This is a genomic window from Streptomyces sp. NPDC001914 (assembly GCF_042891215.1).
GTDB lineage: Bacteria > Actinomycetota > Actinomycetes > Streptomycetales > Streptomycetaceae > Streptomyces.
On record NZ_JBIASW010000011.1, the window covers coordinates 161451 to 182792 of the forward strand.

17 protein-coding genes are annotated in these 21342 nt (G+C 73.5%); 10 read left to right on the top strand and 7 right to left on the bottom strand.

Features of this window, described 5'->3' with window-relative positions:
• Positions 1 to 172 precede the first annotated feature (172 nt).
• Positions 173 to 2728, top strand: a complete 2556-nt coding sequence (locus ACFYYF_RS28600) for a helicase-associated domain-containing protein (protein WP_388780438.1) — start codon at positions 173 to 175, stop codon at positions 2726 to 2728.
• Between the two features lie 75 nt (positions 2729 to 2803).
• A complete protein-coding gene (locus ACFYYF_RS28605) occupies positions 2804 to 4450 on the top strand; it encodes a DNA repair helicase XPB (protein ID WP_388780439.1) in 1647 nt (548 codons plus the stop codon).
• 128 nt (positions 4451 to 4578) lie between these two features.
• Here the strand turns inward: ACFYYF_RS28605 and ACFYYF_RS28610 are convergent, their stop codons facing one another.
• Positions 4579 to 4773, bottom strand: a complete 195-nt coding sequence (locus ACFYYF_RS28610; RefSeq protein ID WP_361678639.1) for a hypothetical protein — start codon at positions 4771 to 4773, stop codon at positions 4579 to 4581.
• Between the two features lie 485 nt (positions 4774 to 5258).
• Here ACFYYF_RS28610 and ACFYYF_RS28615 point away from each other — a divergent pair, with 485 nt between their 5' ends.
• Positions 5259 to 7328 (top strand): HelD family protein, encoded by a 2070-nt coding sequence (locus ACFYYF_RS28615; protein ID WP_388780440.1) that lies wholly within the window; start codon positions 5259 to 5261, stop codon positions 7326 to 7328.
• 79 nt (positions 7329 to 7407) lie between these two features.
• Here ACFYYF_RS28615 and ACFYYF_RS28620 read toward each other — a convergent pair whose 3' ends face one another.
• Complete coding sequence (locus tag ACFYYF_RS28620) at positions 7408 to 8622, bottom strand: trypsin-like serine peptidase (protein ID WP_388780441.1); 1215 nt, start codon at positions 8620 to 8622, stop codon at positions 7408 to 7410.
• A gap of 226 nt (positions 8623 to 8848) precedes the next feature.
• Positions 8849 to 9553 (bottom strand): copper homeostasis protein CutC, encoded by a 705-nt coding sequence (locus ACFYYF_RS28625; RefSeq protein WP_388780442.1) that lies wholly within the window; start codon positions 9551 to 9553, stop codon positions 8849 to 8851.
• Positions 9554 to 9708: 155 nt separating this feature from the next.
• Here ACFYYF_RS28625 and ACFYYF_RS28630 point away from each other — a divergent pair, with 155 nt between their 5' ends.
• Positions 9709 to 12210 (top strand): N-acetylmuramoyl-L-alanine amidase, encoded by a 2502-nt coding sequence (locus ACFYYF_RS28630; protein ID WP_388780443.1) that lies wholly within the window; start codon positions 9709 to 9711, stop codon positions 12208 to 12210.
• A 27-nt stretch (positions 12211 to 12237) separates the two neighbouring features.
• Here the strand turns inward: ACFYYF_RS28630 and ACFYYF_RS28635 are convergent, their stop codons facing one another.
• Positions 12238 to 12915, bottom strand: a complete 678-nt coding sequence (locus ACFYYF_RS28635) for a maleylpyruvate isomerase family mycothiol-dependent enzyme (RefSeq protein ID WP_388780444.1) — start codon at positions 12913 to 12915, stop codon at positions 12238 to 12240.
• A 66-nt stretch (positions 12916 to 12981) separates the two neighbouring features.
• Positions 12982 to 14022, bottom strand: a complete 1041-nt coding sequence (locus tag ACFYYF_RS28640; protein WP_388780445.1) for a saccharopine dehydrogenase family protein — start codon at positions 14020 to 14022, stop codon at positions 12982 to 12984.
• Positions 14023 to 14132: 110 nt separating this feature from the next.
• Here ACFYYF_RS28640 and ACFYYF_RS28645 point away from each other — a divergent pair, with 110 nt between their 5' ends.
• The 3 genes from ACFYYF_RS28645 (at position 14133) to ACFYYF_RS28655 (ending at position 17100) form a co-directional block, all read left to right on the top strand.
• Positions 14133 to 15185: a helix-turn-helix domain-containing protein gene (locus tag ACFYYF_RS28645; RefSeq protein WP_388780446.1), complete on the top strand. Its 1053-nt coding sequence runs from the start codon at positions 14133 to 14135 to the stop codon at positions 15183 to 15185.
• Positions 15143 to 15820, top strand: a complete 678-nt coding sequence (locus ACFYYF_RS28650; RefSeq protein WP_388780447.1) for a hypothetical protein — start codon at positions 15143 to 15145, stop codon at positions 15818 to 15820. Before ACFYYF_RS28645 ends, ACFYYF_RS28650 begins: the two co-directional genes overlap by 43 nt.
• A 173-nt stretch (positions 15821 to 15993) precedes the next feature.
• On the top strand, positions 15994 to 17100 hold the full coding sequence (locus ACFYYF_RS28655; RefSeq protein ID WP_388780448.1) for a GNAT family N-acetyltransferase: 1107 nt from the start codon (positions 15994 to 15996) through the stop codon (positions 17098 to 17100).
• Between the two features lie 43 nt (positions 17101 to 17143).
• Here ACFYYF_RS28655 and ACFYYF_RS28660 read toward each other — a convergent pair whose 3' ends face one another.
• Both ACFYYF_RS28660 and ACFYYF_RS28665 read right to left on the bottom strand, forming a co-directional pair.
• Positions 17144 to 17407, bottom strand: a complete 264-nt coding sequence (locus tag ACFYYF_RS28660) for a DUF4031 domain-containing protein (RefSeq protein ID WP_361678662.1) — start codon at positions 17405 to 17407, stop codon at positions 17144 to 17146.
• Positions 17404 to 17799 (bottom strand): hypothetical protein, encoded by a 396-nt coding sequence (locus tag ACFYYF_RS28665; RefSeq protein WP_388780449.1) that lies wholly within the window; start codon positions 17797 to 17799, stop codon positions 17404 to 17406. The genes ACFYYF_RS28660 and ACFYYF_RS28665 overlap by 4 nt, the downstream gene beginning before the upstream one ends.
• Before the next feature lie 56 nt (positions 17800 to 17855).
• On the opposite strand from ACFYYF_RS28665, the gene ACFYYF_RS28670 reads away from it, so the two are divergent.
• The 3 genes from ACFYYF_RS28670 to ACFYYF_RS28680 are packed head-to-tail and all read left to right on the top strand — an operon-like array spanning position 17856 to position 21320.
• Positions 17856 to 18776: a MurR/RpiR family transcriptional regulator gene (locus ACFYYF_RS28670; protein ID WP_361678668.1), complete on the top strand. Its 921-nt coding sequence runs from the start codon at positions 17856 to 17858 to the stop codon at positions 18774 to 18776.
• 38 nt (positions 18777 to 18814) lie between these two features.
• Positions 18815 to 19750, top strand: a complete 936-nt coding sequence (murQ, locus tag ACFYYF_RS28675) for an N-acetylmuramic acid 6-phosphate etherase (protein ID WP_388780450.1) — start codon at positions 18815 to 18817, stop codon at positions 19748 to 19750.
• Between the two features lie 16 nt (positions 19751 to 19766).
• Entirely contained in the window at positions 19767 to 21320 is a 1554-nt protein-coding gene (locus tag ACFYYF_RS28680) for a PTS transporter subunit EIIC (RefSeq protein WP_388780451.1), read from the top strand.
• The last annotated feature ends 22 nt before the right edge of the window (positions 21321 to 21342 follow it).

Genomic DNA, 21342 nt, shown 5'->3' on the forward strand with positions numbered 1-21342 from the left:
CGGAGACCGGGCACGGGGAGACGTGCGGGACGGCGGAGACCGGGCAGCGGGAGACGTGCGGGTGGCGGGGCGGGCGGGAATGTGATGACAGGTCCCGGATCGCGCGGCCGCCCGGCGGTCCACCGGCCGGGGGCCGGGTCCGGCGGGCATGCCACCCGCTACCGTTGACAGGATGAGCCCCGAGACGACCGCCCCGCGGTCCCTGGCGGAAGCACTCCGCGCGCGGGACGACGCCTCGCTGTCCGCCCTCCTGCGTTCCCGGCCGGACCTGATCACCCCCGTCCCCACGGATCTCACCCAGCTCGCCACGCGGGCGGGCACCCGGGCGTCGGTCGTGCGCGCCCTGGAGCGTCTGGACCGCTTCACGCTCCAGACGGCGGAGGCGCTGGCGGTGGCGCGGGAACCGGCGACGTACGACGAACTGCTCGGGCTGCTGGCGGGCGACGACGGCGACCCGGCGGTCACGGCCGCCTTCCCGCACGCGCTCGGGACCCTTCGCGAGCAGGCGCTCGTGTGGGGTGCCGACGACCGCGTCCGGCTCGTCCGCACGGCACGTGAACTGCTCGCGCCCTCCCCGCAGCACCCGTCCCCGACGGGGCTCGGGCCGACGGTCGGCGAGGCCACGGCCGGCATGTCGCCCGGGCGTATCCAGGAGATCGTGGCCGCGGCGGGGCTGGCGTCCACCCATGACTCCGTGTCGGCGGTGGCCTCGCTGAGCGCCCTGTTCGCCGACCGGGGCCGGATGTCGGCGCTGCTCGACGAGGCGCCCGCCGAGGCGGTGGAGGTGCTGTCCCGGCTGGTGTGGGGTCCGCCGTACGGGCAGGTGACGGCGGAACCCGCGGCACATCTGCGCTGGCTGATCGCGCGGGGGCTGCTGCTGCCGACGGCGCCGGGCACGGTCGTGCTGCCCCGTGAGGTCGCCCTGCATCTGCGGGCCGGCCGCGCGCACCGGGTGACCGAACCGGTGGCGCCCGCGGTCGAGACCGCGGCGAACCACCGTCCACAGGCTGTGGACGCCGCCGCGGCCGGCCAGGCGTACACGACGCTGGCGACCGTCGAGGAGCTGCTGAAGGACTGGCACGAGGGCGGACCCGCCGTGCTGCGCGCGGGCGGTCTGAGCGTGCGGGACCTCAAGCGGACGGCGGTGGCGCTCGACGTCCCCGAACCGGTCGCCGCGTTCTGGGTGGAACTCGCCTACGCGGCGGGCCTGGTGGCGTCGGACGGCGAGGCCGACGAACGCTACGCGGCGACGCCCGCGTACGACGCGTGGCTGGAGCTGCCCGCCGCGGAGCGCTGGGGGCGGCTCGCCTCGGCGTGGCTCGCGGCGACCCGCACGGCCGGTCTCGTGGGCGGGCGGGACGCGAAGGACCGTACGCTCTCGGCGCTCGGCCCCGGCCTCGACCGCTCACCGGCACCCGAGGTCCGCCACCGCGTCCTCGCCCTGCTCGCCGGGCTTCCCGAGGGCGCCTCCCCCGACACCGACTCACTCCTGGCCCGGCTGTTCTGGGAACGGCCCTCGCGCGGTGCCCGGCCCTCACCGGAGGACCTGCGGGCCCGGCTGGCCCGCTGGACGCTGTCCGAGGCGGAGCTGCTCGGGGTGACCGGCCGGGGCGCGCTGTCCGCCCAGGGGCGGGCGCTGCTGGGCCTGCCGGCCACGGCGGACGCACAGGCCGCGCAGCCGTCCGGGCCGGGCGACAAGCTTCCCGCGCACAAGCGGCGCCCTCCCCTGGCCGCTCCCGTGGCCGCCGCCGCGCAGCCCACCCCCGCCGAGCAGGCCGCCGCCGCGGCCCGGGCCGTCGCCCTCCTCGCGCCGCTGCTGCCCGAGCCCCTCGACCACGTCCTGCTCCAGGCGGATCTGACGGCGGTCGCCCCCGGCCCGCTGGAGCGTCCGCTGGCCGACACCCTCGGGGTGCTCGCGGACGTCGAGTCCAAGGGCGGCGCGACGGTCTACCGCTTCACCCCGGCCTCGGTGCGCCGGGCGCTCGACGCGGGCCGCTCCGCGTCCGACCTGCACGCCTTCCTCGCCGCCCACTCCCGTACGCCGGTCCCGCAGCCGCTGGCCTATCTGATCGACGACATGGCGCGCCGGCACGGCCACCTGCGGATCGGGGCGGCCTCGGCGTACGTCCGCTGCGACGACGAGTCCGTGCTCAACGAGATCCTGGCCGACAAACGCTCCCAGGAGTTCGGGCTGCGGCGGATCGCGCCGACCGTGCTGGTCGCGCAGACCGACCCCTCGACCCTCCTCGCCGGTCTGCGGACGATGGGCTTCGCGCCGGCCGCCGAGTCGGCGGAGGGCGACGTGCTGATCAGCCGGGCGCACGCCCACCGCACCCCGCCGCGTACGGCGCCCGAGCCCGTCCCGGACGGCCCGCCGGTCCCCGACGCCACGCTCCTCGGTGCCGCGATCCGCGCGATCCGGGCCGGCGACCTCGCCTCCACGGCCCCGCGCAAGGACGACCCGGCCGCCGGGCGTCCGGGCGACGGCGCGCTGCCGCGCACCAGCTCCGCCGAGACCCTCGCCACCATGCAGGCCGCCGTGATGACCGGCGAGGCGGTGTGGATCGGCTACGTCAACGCCGAGGGCGCGGCCAGCCAGCGCGTCATCGCCCCCATCCGGGTCGAGGGCGGCTTCGTGACGGCGTACGACCACACGGCGGACGAGGTGCGCACGTATCCGCTGCACCGGGTCACGGGGGTCGCGGAGCTCGCCGACGACCAGCCGTGACCGCCCGCCGGTAGGGCACACTGGACGTTTGGCCGAGCATCCGCGCCGGGTGCCGCCACGCAGAAAGGGACGGGTGTGAACGGACCCCTCATCGTCCAGTCCGACAAAACGCTGCTGCTGGAAGTCGATCACGATCTGGCCGACGCCTGCCGTCGGGCCATCGCCCCCTTCGCCGAGCTGGAGCGGGCGCCCGAGCACATCCACACCTACCGGGTGACCCCGCTCGGCCTGTGGAACGCGCGGGCCGCCGGGCACGACGCCGAGCAGGTCGTGGACGCGCTCGTGGAGTTCAGCCGCTATCCGGTCCCGCACGCGCTGCTGGTGGACATCGCCGAGACGATGGACCGCTACGGACGCCTCGCCCTGAGCAAGCACCCGGCCCACGGGCTCGTCCTGACCACCACCGACCGGCCCGTCCTCGAGGAGATCCTGCGCTCCAAGCGGATCACCCCGCTCGTCGGCAACCGGATCGACCCGGACACCGTGGCCGTCCACCCCTCCGAGCGCGGCCAGATCAAGCAGACCCTGCTGAAGCTGGGCTGGCCGGCCGAGGACCTCGCCGGGTACGTCGACGGCGAGGCGCACGCCATCGAGCTCGACGAGACCGGCTGGGCGCTGCGGCCCTACCAGCGTCAGGCCGTGGAGAACTTCTGGCACGGCGGCTCCGGTGTGGTCGTGCTGCCCTGCGGCGCGGGCAAGACGCTCGTCGGGGCCGGTGCCATGGCGGAGGCCAAGGCGACCACGCTCATCCTCGTCACCAACACCGTCTCCGCCCGGCAGTGGAAGCACGAGCTGGTGAAGCGGACCTCGCTGACCGAGGACGAGATCGGCGAGTACAGCGGCACCCGCAAGGAGATCCGCCCGGTCACCATCGCCACCTACCAGGTGCTGACGACCCGGCGGAAGGGCGTCTACCCGCACCTGGAGCTCTTCGACTCCCGCGACTGGGGCCTGATCCTCTACGACGAGGTCCATCTGCTGCCCGCCCCGGTCTTCAAGTTCACCGCCGACCTCCAGGCCCGGCGCCGGCTGGGGCTGACCGCCACGCTGGTACGGGAGGACGGGCGCGAGTCGGACGTCTTCTCGCTCATCGGGCCCAAGCGGTTCGACGCGCCCTGGAAGGAGATCGAGGCGCAGGGCTACATCGCGCCGGCCGACTGTGTCGAGGTGCGGGTGAACCTCACCGACTCCGAGCGGCTCGCGTACGCCACCGCCGAGAACGAGGAGAAGTACCGCTTCTGCGCCACCACCGCGACCAAGCGGAAGGTGACCGAGGCGCTGGTCCGCAGGTTCGCCGGTCAGCAGATCCTCGTGATCGGGCAGTACATCGACCAGCTCGACGAACTGGGCGAGCATCTGAACGCGCCCGTGATCAAGGGCGAGACCAGCAACGCGCAGCGGGAGAAGCTGTTCGACGCCTTCCGGGAGGGCGAGATCAGCGTGCTCGTCGTGTCCAAGGTCGCGAACTTCTCCATCGACCTGCCGGAGGCCACGGTGGCCATCCAGGTCTCGGGCACCTTCGGCTCCCGCCAGGAGGAGGCCCAGCGTCTGGGCCGCGTCCTGCGCCCCAAGGCCGACGGCCACCAGGCCCACTTCTACTCCGTGGTCGCCCGCGACACGATCGACCAGGACTTCGCCGCCCACCGCCAGCGCTTCCTGGCGGAACAGGGCTACGCCTACCGGATCATGGACGCCGACGAACTACTGACAGACACCGAGTAGCAAGAATTCAGCCCCTCCGGCCTTTGAGGAGCGGGGTCCGGGGCGGAGCCCCGTGGGGGGCGGAACGACGGGGCCGGGCCCGATGTCAGGGGCCCGGACCGGAGTTCTGGTGGGCCCGGGGAGAAACCTCAGCGGCGCCGGACGCCCGCTTCTTCGCCGTACTCGCCGAGCAGGACGACCCCGATGGCCGCGCGCCCGTACACCTTGACTGCTTTCAGCGCGTCGCCGAGGCGATGCCGGTGCTGGATGGAAGTGACGGCCGTCGCGCCACGCGCGACAGGCCCGGGACGGGCAGGACCTGGGGTGAAAGTGGCTGCGCTCATATCTCCATGGTGCGGCCACCCCGACCCGAACGGCGTCGGTCCATGGACCGAACCTCGCCCACCCTCAGGTACGGCTCCGGGCCGGCCGCCGTACGCCTCACGACGGACCCCGCCCCCTAGGGACTCCGGGGCCGGACCCTGACACGCCCCGCGGGCACCGGGAAGGGCGCGGGTCAGGGCAACGGGAAGGGCGCGGGTCAGGGCAACGGGAAGGGCGCGGGTCAGGGCGCTGGAAAACCATTGGCCCCGGCATCCATCCTTCGCCTAGAATCTTCGGTCTTGCCCGCCTCCCTTCACGGAGTGCCGCCGCCCGGCCGGAAACCGGACGGCACCCGGAATCCCCCTGCGGATTCCGCAGGGATTCCCCGCGGAATCCCGACGGAATCCGCGGCGATTCACGATCTGCATCACTCGCGCAGCACTGCCACGAGCACCACGGCACTCCCGCAGCACCCCCACAGCAGGTTTCCCGGAGGCAATTCCCCGTGTCCACCCTGTCCGAAGGTCCGTCCGGCGCCCCGTCGGAGTCCGACGACCCCCTCTCCCGCGAACGCTCCCACCTGACCCGGTCCCGTACGGCGCTCCGCGCGATGCGCGAGGACGCGGAGAACCTCGACATCCGCGACGTCACCGCGAACTGGGTGAACGCCGAGGTGCTGCACCGCCAGATCGCCGAGCGCATCAAGGCCCTCGCCGACCTGAGCCACACCCCGCTGTTCTTCGGACGGCTCGACTACCTGCACGCCCCGGGCTCCGACCTGGCGGAGGGTGCCGAGGGCGAGCGTTTCTACATCGGGCGACGGCACGTCCACGACGCCGACGGCGACCCGATGGTCATCGACTGGCGTGCTCCGGTGTCCCAGCCGTTCTACCGGGCCTCGAAGAAGGACCCGATGGACGTCGGCCTGCGCCGCCGCTTCGGCTACACCGGCGGCGACCTCACGGCGTACGAGGACGAGCACCTTTCCGACCCGGCCGAGACCGCGGCCACCAGCAAACTGCTCCAGCAGGAGATCGAGCGTCCGCGCGTCGGCCCGATGCGCGACATCGTGGCGACCATCCAGCCCGAGCAGGACGAGATCGTCCGGTCCGGGCTGTCCGGTTCGGTCTGTGTGCAGGGAGGCCCCGGCACCGGAAAGACGGCCGTCGGCCTGCACCGGGTCGCGTATCTGCTGTACGCGCACCGGGAACGGCTCGCCCGCACCGGCACCCTGGTGATCGGACCGAACAAATCCTTCCTGCACTACATCGAGCAGGTCCTGCCCGCGCTCGGCGAGCTGGAGGTCAGACAGGCGACCGTCGACGACCTCGTCGCGCACGTCGAGGTGCGCGGCAGCGACGACGCGCCCGCGGCCGTGATCAAGGGCGACGCCCGGATGGCCGAGGTGCTGCGCCGGGCCGTGCGCTCGCACGTGACCGTCCCCACCGAGCCCGTGATGGTGGTCAGGGGGTCGCGGCGCTGGCGTGTTCCCGCGTACGAGCTGGAGGAGATCGTCCGCGAGCTGCTGGACCGGGACATCCGGTACGGCGCCGCCCACCAGGCCCTCCCGCAGCGGATCGCGCACGCCGTGCTGGTCCAGATGGAGCGCTCCGGCGAGGCACCGGACGACCGGGTGCAGGACGCCGTCGCCCGCAACGCCGCCGTGAAGGCCGCCGTGAAGGCGATCTGGCCGCAGGTCGACCCCGCGAAACTGGTGCTCCGGCTGCTGACCGACGCCGAGTTCCTCGCAGCGCACGCGGAGGGACTGCTGGACGAGGGCGAGCAGAAGGAGATCCTCTGGGCCAAGCCCGTGCGCAGCGTGAAGAGCGCGAAGTGGTCGGCCGCCGACGCCGTGCTGATCGACGAGGCCACGGACCTCGTCCAGCGCACGCACTCCCTCGGGCACGTGGTGCTCGACGAGGCGCAGGACCTGTCGCCGATGCAGTACCGCGCCGTGGGCCGGCGCTGCACGACGGGGTCGGCGACCGTGCTCGGGGACCTGGCACAGGGGACGACCCCGTGGGCGACCCGCAGCTGGGAGGAGGCCCTCGGGCATCTGGGCAAGGGCGACGCGGTCGTCGAGGAGCTGACCGCGGGTTTCCGTGTCCCCACCGACGTGATCACCTACGCTTCCCGGCTGCTGCCGCACATCGCGCCCGGTCTCGCTCCGGTCGCCTCGGTGCGGGAGAACCCGGGCTTCTTCGAGGTGCGCGAGCGTACGGCGGACGCCGACGTCCTGGGCGCGGTGGAGGAGTTGCTGGACCAGGAGGGGTCGGTCGGGCTGATCGCCGCCGACGCCCGGATCCGGGTGCTCGCCGAGGCGCTGACGGCGGCGGGGCGGACGTATCTCGGTCCGGGCGAGGAGACGACGGCGGAGACCCGGCTGACGCTGGTGCCGGCCTCCCTCGCGAAGGGCCTGGAGTACGACTACGTGGTCCTGGACGAGCCGCGGGCCGTCGTCGACGGGGAGCCGGACGAGCGCACCGGGCTGCGTCGTCTGTACGTGGCCCTCACCCGGGCGGTGTCGGGGCTGATCGTGACCCACGCGGCCCCGCTCCCGGCCGAGCTGGTCTGACCGGCCGACGGCCCCGGCACGGACGCCGACGGCCCCCGGCATCGGATGCCGGGGGCCGTGAACCACGGTGCGTGAGGGGTTACTTGAACTTCCTGCTGGTCGCCAGGTAGACCTGCTTGGCGTTCTCGCCGAGGCGCGGCCCGGTGATGAACGTCTTGCGGTCGCTCAGGGAGTTGTTGGAGACGAGATAGGTCCGGCCGTTGTGGCTCAGGAACCAAGGACCGCCGGACGCGCCGCCGTTCATGGTGCAGCCGATCATGTACTGGGCGGGGACGTTGCTCGCGAGCACGAACCGCTTGGTGGCGCCGTGGCAGTCGTACATCTTCGAGCCGTCGTAGGGCGCCTCGGCCGGGTAGCCGCGGACCTTCATGGACTTGACCTTGTTGGCGGCGGGAGCGGCGAACCACACCGGCAGCGCCGAACCGAGCTGTTCCTGAAGGGACTTGCCGCCGCTCTCGGGCTTGACGTGGAGCACGGCGTAGTCGTACCCGGAGGCCGCGTTGCCGGTGTGGCCGCCGCCCTTCATCCACTGGGAGGAGGTGGTGGCCCAGTCGGCCCACCAGATGCCGTACGGGGAGACCGACTTGGCGCGCGGGTTAGTGATCTGACGGCTGGTCAGGCTCGCGCTGTTGTTGTACGAGGGGACGAAGGCGATGTTGCGGTACCAGCCGCCGCCCTTGCCCGCGTGCACACAGTGGCCCGCGGTCCAGACGAGGTTGGACTTGCCGGGGTGTGCCGGGTCGGTGACGACGGCGGCCGAGCAGACCATGTTGCCCTGGGGCGAGGAGAAGAACATCTTGCCGACGGGCGGCGCGTAGTGGTGGTAGGTGCTCTTGACCTTGGCGGCGGTCTGCTTCGTCACCTTGCCGTCGGGCAGGTAGGAGGTGGCGCCGCTGCCCGAGCCCGAACTGGTGCTGCCCGCCCGGGCGACCGGGATGCTGGCCTTGGCCTGGGCCATCTTCTCCGGCGACCAGAAGTCCTTGATGTAGGGGTTGGCGAAGTCCTCGGCCTTGGAGGCCCAGTCGCTGTAGTCCTGCCATCCCCCGTTCTTCCACTTGTCCAGGGCGGCGCCGCCGAGTTCGGTGGGGATGCCGTCGGGCAGCTTGTACCCGCCGAGCGAGCCGGAGCCGTCGTCCTGGCCGGTGTCGACACCCTTGTCGGCCTGGGCGGACGACGAGGGCCGCGCGGCGGTCCCCTCGTCGTCCTTCTTGCCGTCACAGGCCGTGGTGGTGATCATGACGGCCGCGATCGCGGCGGCGGCCGCCGCGAGCGTGCGGCTGCGTATGGATGGCATGAAGCCTTGTCCCCCTGATGCTGCTGTGCTGCCGCACCGCTTTCGCCGGCACGCACATCCGTGTGATTGTCATGCCCCGGCCGATCGGGGCAGATCAAATATGCACGCAAAAAGCCGTGCGGTGATCGGCACGTGACTCTCACAACACAACAACTACGAGGCGGAGATGGATCCGTGACCTCCCGGACCCGCCCGGCGCACGGGACCGGCAGGGGGATGGGGCCGGCTACGCGTCGACGGCGGTCCGCCACTCCCGTACCGACTCCGCGGAGACCGGTCCCGCCCAGCCCTCCGGACGTGCGGCACCGCCGATGTGGAAGGCGTCGAGGCCCGCCGCGCGCAGCCGCGGCAGATGACCGAGCCGCAGACCGCCACCGACCATGATCCGCGGCTTGTACCCGGGTTCACCGCGGCGGGCGGCCTCGGCCGCGAGGACGGAGAGTCCGTCGTCGACACCCGCGGGGGACCCGGCGGTCAGATAAGCGTCGAGGCCGGGCAGGTCCGCGAGCTGCTTGCGCAGCGCGTCACGGTCGGCGGCGCGGTCGATCGCGCGGTGGAACGTCCAGCGGCAGCCGTCCAGTTCGGCGACGATCCGCTCCACGGCGGTCAGGTCGGGGCCGCCGTGCTCGTCGAGGAACCCGAGCACGAACTCGTCCGCGCCCGCGGCCCGCAGCTCGCCCGCGGCCCGTACGAGAGCGTCGGCACCCGCGGCGCCGCCCGCCGAGAAGCCGTCGGACAGGCGCAGCATCACGCGCAGCGCGATGTCGACGGAGGCACGGATCGCGGCGAAGGTCTCCACCGACGGCGTCAGCCCGTCGGCCGCCATGTCCGTGACCAGCTCCAGCCGGTCCGCACCGCCGGCCTGAGCGGCGACCGCGTCCTCCACGCCGAGGGCGATCACCTCCAGGACCGCGCTCTTCCGCTCACTCATCGGACCTCTTCCCTTGGGCCGCTATAGGTCTAGTCCAATCCAACAGTACGCGGGCGGGCGGCGGGGCGCGAGAAGATCGCGACGCCGTCCTAGTTGATCTTTCATATAACCTCCTCGTGCGTGAAGATCATGTGATGACCGCGTGAAGGGGTGGGATGGTGCGACGACGTGCGTGGGGTGTGGCCGTTCTGACGGCCGCGGTGGTCTCCGGAGCCCTGGTGGCCCGGGGAACCGGTGCCGGGACCGGCGGGAGCGACGGCGGATCCGGGCCGGTCCGGACCCGTACGACGACCGCCGCGCTTACGGTGGCCGACGGCGGCAGGTCGGCCCGGCTGAGCCGGCGGGACACCGCTCCCTTCAGCATGCTCGGGATCACCTGGGCCGACGCGTCCGCACGGGTGAGCGGCACGATCGAGGTCCGGACCCGGGACACCGCGCGCCACGCGTGGTCCGGGTGGCTGCGTCTTGACGGTGACAGCGGCGAGGGCGAAGAGGGCGCGTCCCGCGGTGGCACCGCTCCGGCGTGGGTGGGCCCGTCCGACGGGGTGCAGGTCCGGATGTCCGGAGCGCCGTCGCGGCGGCTGCCCGAGGGTCTGAGACTGCACATGATCGACCCGGGCGGTGACGGGGCCTCGGGGCTGGAACCCGCCGGGTTCGTGATGGACCCGACCGGGACGGCGGACCCGACCGGGACGGCGGACGCGACCGGCCCGGCAGAGCCGACCACGACGGACGTGCCCGCGGAGGCCTCCGCTCCCGACGACGAGTCCCCGTCCCCGGCCTCCGAAACCTCGCCCGACCCGACGGCCTCCGCCGTGCCCACGGAGTCGGCGGTCCCGCCCTCCGAGAGCGCGAGCCCTTCCGCGCCCGGCTCCTCGCCGACCGCGACCACGACCGTGCCCCCGGCCCCGCAGTCCACCGTGCCGCGCCCGCCGATCGCCTCGCGCGCGGACTGGGGCGCCGACGAGTCCATCAGCCCGGAGGAGCCCGGCTATCTGCCGGGCGGGAGGATCAAGGCGGTGGTGCTGCACCACACCGCCACCTCCAACGACTACACCTGCGCCGAGGCCCCGGCCCTCATCCGGGCCGTCTACGCCTACGACGTGCAGCAGCTGACCTGGAAGGACATCGGCTACAACTTCCTCGTCGACAAGTGCGGCACGGTCTACGAGGGCCGCAAGGGCGGTGTCGACCGGCCGGTGATGGGCGCGCACGCCTACGGCTTCAACTCCGAGACCACGGGCATCGCCGTCATCGGTGACTACAGCGACGCGGCCCCCTCCAAGGAGGCGATGACCTCGGTCGCCCGGCTCGCCGCGTGGAAGCTCGGCCAGTACGGCGTCGACCCGACGGGCACCGCCACCCTCACCGCGGGCGCGAGCGGGCCGAACTACTTCCGCCGGACGTGGGAAGCGGGCACCAGAATGACCTTCCCCGTCATCCACGGCCACCGCGACGGCTACAACACCGTGTGCCCGGGCGACGCCTACTACGCCCTGCTGCCCACGGTCCGTTCCTGGGCGGGCGGGACCGTCGAGGGGCTGAAGCTGGACTCGGTCGCGGGTGGCGGCGCCTCCGGCACCACCGTCCCCGCCGACACCGCCGTCACTGTGACGTGGTCGGCCTCCACCCCGGCCGCCCTGGTCGGGCAGTACGACGTCCTGGTGGACGGCGAGGTCGCGGCGAGCGTCGCCGGCACCGCCTCCTCCGCCGAGGTGACTCTCGCCCCGGGGACCCACAGGATCGCCGTGCGGGGCGTCCACCAGTCCGGCAGGACCGCGGTCACCGAGGACGTCACCGTCATCGCCGAGACCGCCTCGCCCACCCCCGCCCCCGGCTCTCCCACCCCGACCACCGCGTCTCCGACGGGCACCACCACTCCCGACGCGACCACCTCGCCCACGGCGGCGCCCACCACCCCCGCGGCAACCGCCTCGCCCACCACGAACCCCACGACCCCCACCACGACCGCCTCGCCCACCACGAAGCCCACCACCCCCACCACGAAGCCCACGCCCCCCGCCGACACCACCCCGCCCGACTTCAGCACCAAGCCGAATCTCGCCCTGCGCACCGGCACGGTGAGCACCACGGCCGTCCCGGTCACCCTGAGGTGGAAGGCCACCGACGCGAACGGCCTGAAGGAGGTCCGCCTCACCGCCCCGGTCGCCAGGACCTACGGCCCGACGGTCACGAGCGCGAGCCTCACCACCAGGTCCGGCGCGGCCACGACCTGGCGGATGACCGCGTACGACAAGGCCGGCAACGCCCGCTCGGCCTCGGTGAGCGGCACGCCCGTGATCCTGCAGGAGAGCGCGGCCACGAGGTCCGGCACCTGGACGTCCAGGTCGTCGAGCAGCTACCTGGGCGGCAGGTCGTACGTCAGCTCCACCAAGAACTCCTCGCTGACCTGGACGTTCACCGGGCGCTCGGCGGCCCTGGCGGTCTCGCGCGGCGCGGCCTCCGGCCAGGTGTACGTGTACGTGGACGGCAGGAGGACCGCCACCGTGGACCTGAGGTCGACGACCACGAAGTACCGCGACGCCGTCTGGGCGACGACGTGGGCCGCCGCCGCCCGGCACACCGTGAAGCTCGTGGTCGTCGGGACCGGCGGCCGGCCCACGGTCACGACCGACGGGCTCGTGTACCTGAAGTAGTCGCTCGCCGTCCGGCGGCCGGTCGGCTCACCCGAACAGGTTGAGCTCCTCCTCCCGCGCCCCCACCAGCTCGTACACCGTCGTCCTCGGGACCGGCCGGCCCGAGCAGAGCCGTACGAGGGTCGCGGCGCCGCCGATGTAACGTGCCGGGGGACGGTCGCCCGGCACACCGCCCAGGAGCAGCGGATCGTCGAGCTGGTCGACGTCGGCGTGCAGCGGCACCCGGCCGGTCCCGCGGCTGTGGCGCACCAGGAGCGCGAGCGCCTGCGGAAGTCCCTCGCCCTCGTAGGCACCCGGTTCGCCGAACGCCTCGCGCACGTCTCCGGCGTGGATCCACTCGCCGAGCGCCACGGCGTCGAGGGCGCCTCGGGTACGGGCGATCGCCGGGCCCGCCTCGGTCATCCCGCGTTCCAGCTCGTCGATCACCCGCTCCGTCGGCCAGTCGGAGCGCTCGGCGATGTCACGGTCGTTGGACTCGGGCTCGAACACCCCCGGTTCGTAACGGCGCTCGACGACCCGGGTGAGCACGGCCGAGCAGTGCGCCAGCAGGTCCCGCACCGTCCACGCCGGACATCCGGCCGTCGGACGGGAGAAGTCCCCCTCCGGGCGGGCCCGCAGCAGCGGGATCAGCGCGTCGCGCTCGGTGCGCAGGAGCAGACCGGGCAGTTCCGGGTCCCGGACATCGTGTGCGTCTTGAGGAATCATGACTCCACGCTAGGGGCCGACGGGCGCGAAGGCCGCGGTCCGCCGTGCCCGTTGTCCGGCGGACCGTCACCCGGGCAGGTCGACGGAGACGTGCGGGGACAGGGCGCGGAGGAAGTCCGGCGCGTCGAAGATCTCTCCGGCGGAGGCGACTCCGGTCGTCCTGGTGCGTCCGGTGAGGATGCGGTCGAGCGCCTCCACCACGAGCGGCGCGGTGACGGCGTAGATGTCCCCTCCCCGTGCCACGGCCCGGCGTTCGGCGCCGCCGGAGCGCACCACGACGTCGACGACGAAGGTCTGGTCCGACCGTCCGCGCTCGTCGGCCGCGCTCGGCGCCGGGGTGTCCGGGGCCGCGAGTTCCCCGGCCGCCTCGACGGTCATGTAGGTGCACACCTCGGGGACGGCCACGTGACGGGGCACGGTGACCACGTCGGCCATCGAGAACTCGCCGAGGACGGCACGCGGGCCCGTCGGTTCGGGGAACGGCCACTCCAGGACGGGCAGGTCGCCGTGGACGTACTCCAGCCGCCCCTTCGTGTAGCGGACGCGCCGGCCGCCGCGCCGCTCCCGGGAGACCGCGCCCGCGGCGCGGGTCCCGGCGGTGGGGTGCCAGCCGCTCAGCCCGTACGCGATGTGCGCCTCGTCGGCCCGCGTCCACTCGCCCATGGCGGCGGTGACCAGCAGGTCGCCGAAGCCGCCGTAGAAGGCCATCGCCGGGACGATCACCGCTCCCGCCGCCCGGGCCCGCTCGGCGAAGTGCGTGAACGTGTCGAGGTTGGCCTCGATCTCGGCCGCCACGTCCACGTACGGGATCCCCGCGCGCAGGGCCGCCCCGATCACGGGGGCGGCCGTCGTGGCGAAGGGTCCGGCGCAGTTGACCACCGCGGCGGCGCCGGTCAGCGCGTGGTCGAGGGACGCCGGGTCGTCGACCGTGGCCGGACGGACGTCCAGGTCCGGCCACGCGGCCGCCATGTCCTTCAGCTTCCCGGCGTCCCGGCCGGAGAGGACCGGGGTGAACCCGCGCTCCAGCAGTTCGGCCACCACGAACCGGCCCGTGTGGCCGTACGCCCCGAACACCGTCACCGACTGACCCGACCGACCGGACTTCATGGGTACTCCCCCGTCCTCGAAGTGAACTGCCTTGATCCGTAAGGACATCCTGGCGAGAGCGGGCGTCCCGCACGAGTGTCCGGAACGCCACGCCCCATACACTTCCGGACATGACCTCTGTCGCGCTGGCCGTCACCGACGGGATGCTGCACTTCGAACTGGGCCTGGCCTGCGAGGTGTTCGGCTCCGCACCGGACGCCGTGCGGGTCCCCTGGTACGACCTCGCGCTCTGCGGGCCGAAGGCCGTGCGGGTCGGCCCGTTCCGGCTGGAGCCCGACCACGGCTTCGACCGGCTCTCCCGCGCCGACACGGTGATCGTCCCGGGCTGGGCCGATGTCGACCGGGAACCGCCCGCCGACCTCGTCGACGCGGTGCGCGCGGCCCACGAGGCGGGCGCGCGCGTGGCGTCCCTGTGCACCGGCGCGTTCGTCCTGGCCGCCGCCGGGCTGCTGGACGGGAGACGCGCGACCACGCACTGGGCGCACACCCGGGTGCTGGCCGCCCGACATCCCCGGGTGAGGGTGGATCCGGACGTCCTCTACGTGGACGACGGCGGTGTGCTCACCTCGGCGGGCAAGGCCGCCGCCATGGACCTGTGCCTGCACCTCGTCCGCCTCGACCACGGCTCCTCGGTCGCCAACACCGTCGCCCGCAACCTGGTCGTGCCCCCGCACCGGGACGGCGGCCAGGCCCAGTTCGTCAGCACCCCGGTGCCCGCCCCCGATCACCATCCGCTCGCCGGGCTGCTCCCCTGGGCCATCGAGCGGCTGGACCGTCCGCTGACCGTGGAGGACCTGGCCCGCCGGGCGGGGATGAGCTCGCGCCATCTGGGCCGCCATTTCCGGTCGGTGACCGGCACCACCCCGCTCCAGTGGCTGCTGACCCAACGGATCCGCCACGCGCAGGAGTTGCTGGAGACCACCGACGCGGGCGTCGACGCCATAGCGGCGGCCACCGGCATGGGGACCGCCACGACACTGCGCCGGCACTTCAACCGCACGGTGGGCGTGCCGCCGGACGCCTACCGCCGCACCTTCCGTGCCCGGACGGGCCCCGCACCGGCGGACGCTTCCAGGGAGGGCACCACGCCGGGGACCGCGGCGGCGGGGACAATGGAGGCATGGCAGCAGAGAGCAACCGCCACCCCGCCCACGAGGAACTGACGAAGCGCTGGGCGGACACCGTCCTGGCCGCACGGGACGGCGACGGGTCCGGACCCGCGCCGGGGCCCTACGCGGCGAACCTGCTGGACCGGTGGGCCGAGCCGCAGCGCCGGTACCACACCACCGACCACCTCCTCGCGGTCCTCGACCGCATCGACGTGCTGGAGGCCCACGGGGAGCGTCCGGGCGATCAGGCGGCCGTGCGTCTGGCCGCCTGGTTCCACGACGCCGTGTACCTACCGGACCGCTCGGAGAACGAGGAGCGGTCCGCCCGGCTCGCCGAACGCGCGCTTGACGAACTGGGCGTCGCCCCGGACCGCACGGCCGAGGTCGCCCGGCTCGTCCGGCTCACGGTCTCCCACGACCCCGCCGACGACGACACCGACGGCGCCGTCCTGTGCGACGCGGATCTCGCGGTCCTGGCCTCGCCCCCGGCCGCGTACGCCGCCTACACGGCCGCCGTCCGCGAGGAGTACGCCTTCGTCCCCGACGACGCCTTCCGCGCGGGCCGCGCGGCGATCCTCCGCCAACTCCTCGACCTGCCGAAGCTGTTCAGAACAACCTACGGACAACAGACCTGGACCACCCAGGCCCACCACAACATGCAGTCCGAACTGGCCACGCTGACCGAGTAATGATCCAACTCCGGCAAAATCTCAGCCCCTCCGGCGTTCGAGGAGCGGGGTCTGGGGCGGAGCCCCAGGGGTGGGAAGGGCAGGGGCGAAAGAGGCTTGAGGCCCGGCACGGCGGGCGCCACGGCGGGTAATCCCGTAGGTCCGCCCGGGTGATCCGCCCTATCCTCGGCCGCATGACAGACACGGGCGGGGATCAGGTCGAGGAAGCCGTCGCAAGCTGCACCGCACTGCTGCGGGCGGCGGCCGGACACGACTGGGACGGCACACGCGCGGGCCGCCTGGAGTGGAACTGCCGGCGGACCGCCGAGCACATCGCCGGTGACCTCATCGCGTACGCCGGCCAGCTGGCCGGCCGGGCCACCACGGCCTACGTGCCGTTCGAGATCACGATGGACGAGGGCACGGACGACGCGGGCGTCGTCGACGTGATCGAGACGACCGGCGCCCTGCTCGCCGCCACCCTCCGCACGACCCCCCGCGAGGTCCGCGCCTTCCACCCGTACCCGTTCCGCAGCGCGAACCGCGAGGGCTTCGCCGCGATGGGCGTCGCCGAGGTCCTGCTGCACACGCACGACATCGCCGAGGGCCTCGGCCTGCCGTACGAGCCGCCGGCCGGGCTGTGCGCCTGGGTCCTCACCCGGATCTTCCCGCACGTACGGCCCGAGCCCGACGCCCCGTGGAGCACGCTCCTGTGGGCCACCGGGCGCGGCGACCTGCCCGGCCGTGACCCGCTCACCGAGTGGCGCTGGAACAACAACCTGGTGATCGGCACCGAGCGGCTGACCCTCCAGGGCGTCACCCCGGCCGCCGCCGCCGATCTCCACGCGGGCGGCACGGGCGGTTTCGCGTGGATCGAGGGCGGCCCGTTCGAGGGCACCCGGTTCGCCGCCGGGATGGTCGTGAGCTCCTACGAGGAGGGGGCGCACCGGGCGGAATGGGGGATGTTCGTGCTCGTACGGCGCGAGGACGGTCTCGCGGTGGGCGGGATCGGCTTCCACGGCGTGCCCGACGCGGAGGGACACGCGGAGGTCGGCTACGACCTCGCGGAGAGCGCCCGCGGCCGGGGCTACGCCACCGAGGCCCTGCGCGCCCTGGCCGAGACGGCCCTCGCCCGCGACGACGTCAAGCTCCTGATCGCCGCCGTCGAGCAGGAGAACGCCCCCTCGCAACGGGTCGTCGCCCGTGCCGGTTTCACCCGGGCGAGCGAGGACGTGGAGAAGGCCGCCCGCGAACTGCACGGCCTAGAGGCGTCCTTGAGGCTGTACTCCCGCGAGGCCTGAGCCCGCGTCCGGGCCGGGTGCCTCCCGGGACGGGCCGGCCCGGTCAGCGTGCCCGCTTGCGGCGGCGCAGTCCCGCGCCGTGCAGCAGCCGGACGACCTCGCGGCTGCTGACCTCCACCGCTCCGGCGGCGACCGCGTCGGCGTAGCGGTGCGAGGGGATGTCGTAGTGGTCGCGCTCGAAGGCCCGTGGGGGCGCGCCCAGTTCCCCGGCGAAGGCGTGGAGTTCGTCGTACGAGACGTCGCTGATCAGGTGGGACCAGACACGGCCGTGCCCCGGCCAGGTGGGCGGATCGATGTAGACGGTCACGAGGGCGGGTTCGTGCCGGTCGCCGAGCCGAGCGAGCCGACCGGGGAGATCTTCACGCCCGCCTGGTGGCACACCCAGTGCGGGTCGGGGCCCAGTTCGGGCTCGACGTCCAGCGCGTGCGGGTCGCCGGAGGAGCACACCGGGCACAGTGGCCACCGTCCGTGCCGCTCCAGGATGGCGTCCTGCACGTCCTGGGCCACCAGACCGGCGACGAATCCGACGCCCTCCGGCCACTGTTCGACCCACCAGCGGCGCTGCACCACCGAGTCCTCTACCAGGGAGACGACGTCCGCCTCCGCCACCCGGCCCGCGACGAGGTCGGCGAGCACACGGGCGCGCGCCGCGTGCAACGCCTGCTCCAGGGGGCTGAGGGGTGTACCGGAGGGGTCCATGCCCCTATTGTGCGCACCCTTGACCGTACGCCCCAAAGGAAAATATCTTTCACTGTGTGACCCATGACGTGAAGGAAATTTTCGCGGGTGAGGCACCCCCCGCCCCCGCGGCCCTCGCGGCCAAGGTGCGGACCCTCGCCCCCTCGATGACACGCTCCATGCAGCGGGTCGCCGAGGCCGTGGCCGGTGACCCGGCCGGATGCGCGGCCCTCACGGTCACCGGACTCGCCGAGCTCACCGGCACGAGTGAGGCCACCGTCGTGCGCACGGCCCGGCTCCTCGGCTACCCGGGATACCGGGACCTGCGCCTCGCGCTCGCCGGGCTCGCCGCCCAGCAGCAGTCGGGCCGGGCCCCCGCCGTCACCGCGGACATAGCGGTCGACGACCCCATCGCCGACGTCGTCGCCAAGCTCGCCTACGACGAGCAGCAGACCCTCGCCGACACCGCCGCCGCGCTCGACACGGTCCAGCTCGGCGCCGCCGTGGCCGCCATCGCCACCGCCCGCCGCGTCGACGTCTACGGCGTCGGCGCGTCCGGCCTCGTCGCCCAGGACCTCCAGCAGAAACTCATGCGGATCGGCGTCATGGCCCTCGCGCACATCGACCCCCACCTCGCCGTGACCAGCGCGGTCCAACTGCGGGCCAAGGACGTGGCGATAGCCATCACGCACTCCGGCTCGACCGGCGACGTCATCGAACCGCTCAGGGCCGCCTTCGACCACGGGGCGACGACGGTGGCGATCACCGGCCGTCCGGGCGGCCCGGTCGCGCAGTACGCCGACCACGTCCTCACCACCTCGGCCGCCCGCGAGAGCGAGCTGCGCCCGGCGGCCATGTCGTCGCGGACCAGCCAGCTCCTGGTGGTGGACTGTCTGTTCGTGGGGGTCGCCCAGCGCACCTACGACACGGCGGCGCCCGCGCTGTCCGCCTCGTACGAGGCGCTGGCGCACCGTCACTCCCCGCGCGGCGGCCGGTAGCCGCTCCGCACGACCTCGTCCGAAAGAGCCGCCTCTCCATGACCTCCATGCCCAACCACGGCGATCTTCGAGCAGAGTTGGAGACGCTGACCACCGAGGCTTTCCGCCCCGAACTGTCGGAGATCGACCGGCTGCCGACGCTGGAGATCGCGCGGCTCATGAACGGCGAGGACGCGACGGTGCCCGCGGCCGTCGCCGCGCAGCTCCCCCGCATCGCCGCCGCGATCGACGACATCGCCGAGCGCATGTCCCGCGGCGGCCGTCTCGTCTACGCGGGCGCCGGCACCGCGGGCCGCCTCGGCGTCCTGGACGCCTCCGAGTGCCCGCCCACGTTCAACGCCGATCCCTCCCGGGTCGTCGGCCTCATCGCGGGCGGCCCGGACGCCATGGTGACCTCGGTCGAGGGCGCCGAGGACTCGCGGGACCTCGCGGCGGCCGACCTGGACGCGCTCGCCCTGACGCCCGACGACACCGTGGTCGGCGTCTCCGCCTCGGGCCGCACCCCGTACGCCGTCGGCGCGGTCGAGCACGCCCGCAAACAGGGCGCTCTCACCGTCGGCCTGTCCTGCAACGCGGACAGCGCGCTCGCCTCCGCCGCGGACCACGGCATCGAGGTCGTGGTCGGCCCCGAACTGCTCACGGGCTCGACCCGGCTGAAGTCCGGCACCGCGCAGAAGCTCGTCCTGAACATGCTGTCGACGATCACGATGATCCGGCTCGGCAAGACGTACGGGAACCTGATGGTCGACGTCCGGGCCTCGAACGAGAAGCTGCGGGCCCGCTCCCGCCGCATCGTCGCCCTCGCCACCGGGGCCTCCGACGAGGAGATCGAGCAGGCGCTCGCCGCCACCGACGGCGAGGTGAAGGACGCCATCCTGACGATTCTCGGCGGAGTCGACGGGCCCACCGCCGCCCGCCTTCTGGAGGAGTCGGGGGGCCATTTGCGCGCCGCGCTGGCGGCTTCGGCCGACTGACCAGCACGCTCGGGGGGTGAGCACCCCCGACTCCACCACAGCGGCGGCGATCCTCCCCCTCGTGGGCGGTCCCGCGAACGTCCTGGCCGTCGCCCACTGCATGACCCGGCTCCGGCTGGGTCTGCGGGACCCGGGCCTGGTGGACGAGCCGGGCCTGCGGGCCCTGCCCGCCGTCCTCGGTCTCGTCGCGGACGGCGGCTCGTACCAGATCGTCCTGGGCCCCGGCACGGTGGCCCGGGTGACCCCCGCGTTCGAGGCGCTGCTGGCGAACGCCCCCGCGCCCCTCGCCCCGCACGGCCCGGCGACCGCCACCTCGCCGGACGGGGCCGCCCCCGGCGCCGCCGGTCCCGCGGACCCGACCGCTCCGCACGGCACGGAACCGGCGACCGCCGCGGACCGGCTCGCCCTGCGCGGCGCCGAGCTCAAGGCCGCCCGCTCCCGACGCAACGCCACCCCGCTCAAGCTGTTCCTGCGGCGGATCGCGGACGTCTTCGTGCCGCTGATCCCGGCCCTGATCGGCTGCGGGGTGATCGCCGGCCTCAACGGCCTGCTGATCAACCTCGGCGTGCTCAGGGGCCTCACCCCCGCACTGACGGCCATCGCCTCCGGGTTCATGGCGCTGATCGCCGTCTTCGTGGGCCACAACACGGCCAAGGTGTTCGGCGGCACCCCGGTCCTCGGCGGCGCGGTGGCCGCGGTCGTCGTGTACCCGGGAGTCGCCAAGGTCACCGTCCTCGGTGTGACGCTCGCCCCCGGCCAGGGCGGTGTCCTGGGCGCCCTGGCTGCGGCCCTGCTCGGGACGTACGTGGAGAAGTGGTGCCGCGGCTGGGTACCGCCCACCCTGGACGTCCTCCTCACCCCCACCCTGACCGTGCTGCTGACCGGCCTGGTGACGCTGTACGCGCTGATGTACGCGGCCGGTGAGCTGTCCGCCGCCATCGGCACCGCCGCCGCCTGGCTGCTCTCCACCACGGGCGCCTTCGCCGGGCTCGTCCTCGGCGCCCTGTTCCTCCCCCTGGTGATGCTCGGCCTCCACCAGGCCCTCATCCCCATCCACACCACGCTCATCGAGCAGCAGGGCTACACCGTCCTGCTGCCCGTGCTCGCCATGGCGGGCGCGGGCCAGGTCGGCGCCGCCCTCGCGGTGTACGTCCGGCTGCGCCACGACACCTCGCTCCGTACGACGATCAGATCCGCGCTCCCGGCCGGTCTCCTCGGCGTCGGCGAACCCCTGATCTACGGCGTCTCCCTGCCCCTCGGCCGGCCCTTCGTCACGGCGTGCGCGGGCGGAGCGGCGGGCGGCGCGTTCATCGGATTCTTCTCGATGCTGGGCGAGCGGGTCGGCTCGACCGCCATCGGCCCCTCCGGCCTGGCCCTGTTCCCGCTGCTCTCCGGCAACCGGGGTCTCGCCGTCACCGCGGCCGTCTACGCGGGCGGGCTGCTGACCGGATACGCGGTCGGCTTCGCCGCCACGTACGTCTTCGGCCTCCGCGGCATCCGCGACGACGCTCCCGACGGCGGCCTCGGCAGCGAGCCGCCGGCCCGCCGGGCGGAACAGGCCGCCGTGTAGCCGCGCTGTCGGTGGCGCGTGC

Excerpts from the sequence above, each read along its gene's own strand:
- ACFYYF_RS28600 (WP_388780438.1), top strand. The coding sequence starts at position 173 with ATGAGCCCCGAGACGACCGCCCCGCGGTCCCTGGCGGAAGCACTCCGC.
- ACFYYF_RS28610 (WP_361678639.1), bottom strand. The coding sequence starts at position 4,773 with ATGAGCGCAGCCACTTTCACCCCAGGTCCTGCCCGTCCCGGGCCTGTC.
- ACFYYF_RS28620 (WP_388780441.1), bottom strand. The coding sequence starts at position 8,622 with ATGCCATCCATACGCAGCCGCACGCTCGCGGCGGCCGCCGCCGCGATC.
- ACFYYF_RS28625 (WP_388780442.1), bottom strand. The coding sequence starts at position 9,553 with ATGAGTGAGCGGAAGAGCGCGGTCCTGGAGGTGATCGCCCTCGGCGTG.
- ACFYYF_RS28630 (WP_388780443.1), top strand. The coding sequence starts at position 9,709 with ATGGTGCGACGACGTGCGTGGGGTGTGGCCGTTCTGACGGCCGCGGTG.
- ACFYYF_RS28635 (WP_388780444.1), bottom strand. The coding sequence starts at position 12,915 with ATGATTCCTCAAGACGCACACGATGTCCGGGACCCGGAACTGCCCGGT.
- ACFYYF_RS28640 (WP_388780445.1), bottom strand. The coding sequence starts at position 14,022 with ATGAAGTCCGGTCGGTCGGGTCAGTCGGTGACGGTGTTCGGGGCGTAC.
- ACFYYF_RS28645 (WP_388780446.1), top strand. The coding sequence starts at position 14,133 with ATGACCTCTGTCGCGCTGGCCGTCACCGACGGGATGCTGCACTTCGAA.
- ACFYYF_RS28650 (WP_388780447.1), top strand. The coding sequence starts at position 15,143 with ATGGCAGCAGAGAGCAACCGCCACCCCGCCCACGAGGAACTGACGAAG.
- ACFYYF_RS28655 (WP_388780448.1), top strand. The coding sequence starts at position 15,994 with ATGACAGACACGGGCGGGGATCAGGTCGAGGAAGCCGTCGCAAGCTGC.
- ACFYYF_RS28665 (WP_388780449.1), bottom strand. The coding sequence starts at position 17,799 with ATGGACCCCTCCGGTACACCCCTCAGCCCCCTGGAGCAGGCGTTGCAC.
- murQ (WP_388780450.1), top strand. The coding sequence starts at position 18,815 with ATGACCTCCATGCCCAACCACGGCGATCTTCGAGCAGAGTTGGAGACG.